The 5228-nt window shown below is 41.3% G+C and carries 4 protein-coding genes; 1 reads left to right on the forward strand and 3 read right to left on the reverse strand.

Annotated elements, in window-relative coordinates; translation table 11 throughout:
• The first annotated feature begins 253 nt into the window (after positions 1-253).
• Entirely contained in the window at positions 254-628 is a 375-nt protein-coding gene (locus WAM07_RS06140; RefSeq protein WP_422165647.1) for a hypothetical protein, read from the forward strand.
• 70 nt (positions 629-698) lie between these two features.
• Here WAM07_RS06140 and WAM07_RS06145 read toward each other — a convergent pair whose 3' ends face one another.
• From WAM07_RS06145 to WAM07_RS06155, 3 genes are all read right to left on the reverse strand, one after another.
• Positions 699-2021: an aspartate aminotransferase family protein gene (locus WAM07_RS06145; RefSeq protein ID WP_422165649.1), complete on the reverse strand. Its 1323-nt coding sequence runs from the start codon at positions 2019-2021 to the stop codon at positions 699-701.
• A gap of 12 nt (positions 2022-2033) precedes the next feature.
• Complete coding sequence (locus WAM07_RS06150; protein WP_422165651.1) at positions 2034-3437, reverse strand: YjiH family protein; 1404 nt, start codon at positions 3435-3437, stop codon at positions 2034-2036.
• Between the two features lie 394 nt (positions 3438-3831).
• Positions 3832-5193: a sigma-54 interaction domain-containing protein gene (locus WAM07_RS06155; RefSeq protein WP_422165653.1), complete on the reverse strand. Its 1362-nt coding sequence runs from the start codon at positions 5191-5193 to the stop codon at positions 3832-3834.
• Positions 5194-5228 lie beyond the last annotated feature (35 nt).

Consider the following 5228-nt stretch of genomic DNA (forward strand, 5'->3'; position numbering starts at 1 on the left):
TCCCGCAGGGAGTGAAACGAGCGAGGAAGCTCACCGTTCCCCCATAGGAAAGCGAGTTATTTCCCCACCAGTCCTTCTCCAAATATCGTAACGGGCTCAAATTATCTCGAAACTGAGTCTTCAACTATCCGGCCCGTTAGTTCAATATCATCTTGCTTAAAATTCAATAAGAGCTTCTTATGATCAATAGTAGTTGAAACCCTTCTCTTATGTAATCGTACCTATTATTAAGGGTTTCATAGAAGGGAGACAAATGCTTCATATGTTTATTGTTTATATGCTCTTGTTCTTTTTAGTTTTTGCCCTCCTATTTGTTATCGGTAATTTAGTAACGGTTAATTATAAAATGACCGATAGTGAGCTTAAGCTTAGCCGAGTATTCGGCTGGGATACGACTCGTCTCCCCATTCAAGAAATTGATTCGATTTACGAGGTCGATTGGGGACATATTCCAAAAGGAGCCATTCAAATCGGTACACCAGATAGAAGTTATATTGGATTAGTATTTAAAATGAAGACCGGCAGAAAATACTTGGTTCACATTAGAAACTGTGGCAAATTGCTCGGTAAATTGAAGACTGAAAATCCAACCATTGAAATGGATATTTCCAGAGAGTTTTGGTATTAGCTGCTGTTCTCTGGGCTTTAATTTCGATCATAAACTAGGAAGCCTGAGCAATATGCTCAGGCTTCCTAGTTTATGAACCTACATATGTTTTTTTCTGTTCGAACTCATATACGGCCTCTTCAAATACCGCCAACCCCTGATCAATTTGCTCTCTGGTAACGATTAGCGGAGGAATCATGCGGATAACCTCCTGGTGTTTCCCGCATAGGTAGAATAAGACACCTTTTTCAAGGGAGGTGTCTAATATTTTCATCATTCCAGCTCCATCCGGATTCCCTGTTTCAGGGTGGATAATTTCTATTCCAATCATGAGTCCTACCCCCCGGACCTCGCCGATGACTTCATGCCTTTCTCTTATTTCTTTTAACCTTCGTAAGGCGTATGCTCCGAGTTCTCTTGAATTATCTATTAAATGTTCCTCTTCCATTACATCCAATGTAGCAAGTGCTGCTGAACAGGCAATAGGGTTTCCGCCGAACGTGGTGCCATGAGTACCCATTGGCCATTTACTCATCAATTCTTTAGAAGCAACCGTAGCACTTAGAGGCATGCCTGAAGCGATCCCTTTAGCAATCGCCATAATATCTGGGGTAACTTCAAATGTTTGAGCTGCAAACCACTCCCCAGTTCGTCCGAACCCTGTCTGAACCTCGTCAAAAATTAAAAGAATACCATGCCGGTCGCAAACTTCACGAACCTTTTGCAGCCAGGCTTTAGGAGGAATAATATAACCGCCCTCTCCAAGAACGGGCTCCACAATCATGCAGGCGACTTCTTCCGGCGTTACCTGATGATCAAATAATAGCTCTACCTCTTTTTCAAGTTTTTCCGCACAGTATTCCCCTACATCCTGCCCCTCTGGACAGCCTGAGCTGTCAGCGTAAGGCAGCTGATAAGTCAGGCCATTAGGCTGCAAAAATTTCCGATATTTACTTTTCGAGGTGCTGACTCCAAGCGCACCCAGCGACCTGCCGTGAAAACAGCCAGTAAAGGAAATCGTATAAGGACGTTGAGTCGCATATTTAGCTAATTTTAAAGCTCCTTCTATGGCCTCAGTACCACTGTTTGCAAAAAAGAAACAATCCAGATTTCCAGGTAATTTCTCTTTTAATCGATCAGCAACTCTGAGAATAGAATCATACATAATTACTCCGGAAGGACCATGCATTAAGTTATCTGCACTATCCTTAATGGCCTGCACGACTTTCGGATGACGGTGACCGGTATTAGCTACAGCAATACCCGAGGTGAAATCCAAATATTTTTTACCATCTGTTCCGTAATAGTAACACCCCTCCTCCTTTTCAACCGGCAGATTAGGATGGTCTTTTGCCATACTCGGGGCTAGTAAATCAGACATGCTTCCATATAGACTTTCAAATGATGAATTCATCTACTTCTCCTCCTAAAAAATAAAGTGGGCGATCAATACGATAATTGGGAGTGTAATGACTGTACGCTGCAGGAAAATAACAGCAAGTTCTCCCACTGAAATTGGTATCTTAGATTTAACCAGCAGTATTCCAATCTCAGACATGTAAATGAGCTGCGTTAATGAAATAGCGGCTATGACAAATCGTGTTAATTCACTCTCTATACCCGCTCCAATAACCGCCGGAAGGAACATATCAGCAAATCCAACGAGCATGGCCGGAGCTGCCTGAGCAGCTTCAGGTATTTGCATCCACTGGAGTACAGGTACAATCGGTAAGGAGAGATAGTTAAAAAATGGTGTGAATTCAGCTATAATTAAAGCCACTGTTCCAAGTGCCATCACCAATGGAATCAATGCAAAATATATATCTAGAACCGTTTGTACTCCTTGCCTAGCTACATATCTAACACCCTTAACTTCTGAAGCTTTGCTAAGAGCTTTATTTAACCCCCATTGAAAATTGGACATTCCTTCAGGTGTATCTTCTGATATTCTCATCCCTGTACCCTCATAATAAGTATCAGCTTTCCTTGATAACGGTGGGATTCTTGGACAAATGAAAGCAGCAACCAGCCCGGCTATCACTACCGTTAAATAGAAAGGTACAAAGAACTCTTCTAAACCTATGAAGCTGATCACCACTAAACTAAAAGCAATCGAGTTAATCGAAAAGTTCGTTGCAATAGTAGCAGCTTCACGCTTTGTATAATAGCCTTCTTCATATTGTTTGGTTGTAATTAAGACACCTACAGTTCCAGCTCCCATCCAGGAAGCTAAAGCATCAATTGAAGAACGGCCCGGCAGCTTAAATACTGGCCTCATGACTTTACGTAGCATAGTTCCGATAAAATCCATTAATCCAAACTCCATTAATAAAGGCATTAATATACCTGCAAAAAGAAACCACGCGGCGAGAACAGGCACGAGAGAATAAAGCATAGTGCCACCGGTAACATCTGAGATGATAAACTCCGGTCCAATGGCAAAAAGAGTCATCAGAGCAAATATGGCTCCAATTATTCTAGTAACCATCCAAAATGTGTTCACATAGAATAGTTGTTTTATAAACGGTTTATCTATAATAAATTTTGGCTTCACAGTTTTCGCTACCACTGGAAGGATAGCCGAAATCACTAGAATTCCTGTCATTAAACTTGGGAGAATCGGCTCCAAAATTGCCTGTACAGATTCTGCCATAATGCCGACGCCAATCGTAATTTTACCGCCGTAAGGAATAGGGAATAAAAACAATAACACGCCTAATAAAGAGGGAACTATAAACCAAAAATAACTTCGACTGGAATGCCGCTTCCCGTTATCCTGTTGTTCGTTCCATTCCTCCGATTGAAAACTTTCTTTTTGCTTAACCTCCATCGCTTCCACTCCTTAAAATTTTTTAATAAGGCTACATTGAAAACAACTAAACGTACTAAGACCAATTTCTAAGCTCCTCTGCATCGTTGCACTAAGACAATGGTAAAGAATTCCCCCTAATCGCTAAAGACTTTTATAGCTTTTTGTTTCCTTGTTAAAATGCCGTGTTGATTTCCACAGATAAGCATCCGATTCTTTAAGACTCAGTTTCGACTTAAATTGGTCCGTTATGGAAAGCGGACTAGGGTTGATTGAGAAATAATTCGCTTTCCTGTGGCCCTTTAGTCGAAGATCACTTTTAAGAGAAATCAGCAACGACCTATAACAAAAACAAATAAAAAGGCAAAAGACTATAGTCTCTTACCTTTTAACATGCAAGTATCGTGCCAATTTATTATTTAATTCTGTATTTTTTGAGTTTTCTAACTACTGTAGGCTGACTGATTCCTAGAGCTTCTGCTATTTTAGTCGTTGTTTGAAATTTTTGTTTCGCTTGTTCCAGTCTTTCTTTTTCTACTTTTTCCATTGTCACAGCCAAGGGTTCTTCAAAATTATTCATTTCTGAATAAGAAGAAATGATCTGCTGATAGGATTCAGGGAGATCGGAAGGAAGAATAATAGTGTCCGGCGCAGTAACGACTAATCTTTCCACCAGATTCATAAGTTCTCTTACATTCCCTTTCCATTCCAATTTGTTCAATTCATGCAGCACACCCCGGTCTAACACTTTTTTCCTTTTGTAACGGGTCGTAAAATGATCAAGAAAGGATTGTAGAAGCGGTGTAATATCTTCTTTTCTCTCCCTTAAAGGAGGGATGGTTAAAGGAACTACATTCAGTCGGAAATAAAGGTCTTCTCTAAACAGCTTTTGCTCTACAGATTCTTTTAAATGCTTATTTGTTGCACTAATCAGGCGGAAATCGGAATAAATTTCTTTTCGGCCGCCTACTTTGTAGAACCTTTTTTTCTGAATTAATTTTAGTACTTTTACTTGATTTGCCAGGGATAGCTCTCCTACCTCGTCCAGAAACAAGGTTCCGTCGGCAGCCAGTTCAGCAAACCCCTTCTTACCTCCTTTGGTCGCTCCCGTAAAAGAGCCGCCTTCATAACCGAACAGTTCCGCTTCAAATAATGAATCCGGGATCGCCCCGCAGTTAACTTCAATAAAGGGGCCGCTTGAACGCTCGCTTTTTTCATGCATCATTTTAGCTAGCTCTGTCTTGCCCACCCCTGACTCACCTAAGAGAAGAACATTCACGTCTACACCCGCAACCTGACTGGCTGTTGCGAGAATTTTGCGCATTTGTTCACTTTTAGCGATAAACTCTCCCTCATTCTGCTGCTTTAACCGAGTAAGCTCATCTCTCACACGCTCCATCTCAACCGTCATCTCTTCCATTCCGGCCTTGATTTCCATTAACTCCGTTACGTCATGCGAGTAACTGACTATACGTACAAGCTCACTTTCGTTATTAAAAACGGGCAAAGCCGTAACCAGCAATTTCTTACCCCCCTTAAGAGTTTGAACAAAAGTTGCTCTCTCATGTGACTCTACTACTTTTGGCGTAGCCAGAGGGGTAAAGAGTCCTTCTCTTTCCAGATCATAGACGGACCTGCCCATTAAGTCAGCTGCGTTAATATCGTATACTGCCCCTGTGCCTTCACTTACTTTCACAATGGTCCCGTCCGTTTTTGTGACGAGAATATCTTCCTGGAGCGAATGAAAGATCGTTTTATATTCATCCCACTCTGTCATATCACCACATCACCCTCATTATTCAAATTTGAATA

Origin of the sequence: Halobacillus sp. (assembly GCF_049282395.1) — a bacterium.
Taxonomy (GTDB): Bacteria; Bacillota; Bacilli; order Bacillales; family Halobacillaceae; genus Halobacillus.

What these genes read in the sequence shown, in the direction of transcription:
- WAM07_RS06140 (WP_422165647.1), top strand. Translation starts at nt 254, where the DNA reads ATGCTTCATATGTTTATTGTTTATATGCTCTTGTTCTTTTTAGTTTTT.
- WAM07_RS06145 (WP_422165649.1), bottom strand. Translation starts at nt 2,021, where the DNA reads ATGAATTCATCATTTGAAAGTCTATATGGAAGCATGTCTGATTTACTA.
- WAM07_RS06150 (WP_422165651.1), bottom strand. Translation starts at nt 3,437, where the DNA reads ATGGAGGTTAAGCAAAAAGAAAGTTTTCAATCGGAGGAATGGAACGAA.
- WAM07_RS06155 (WP_422165653.1), bottom strand. Translation starts at nt 5,193, where the DNA reads ATGACAGAGTGGGATGAATATAAAACGATCTTTCATTCGCTCCAGGAA.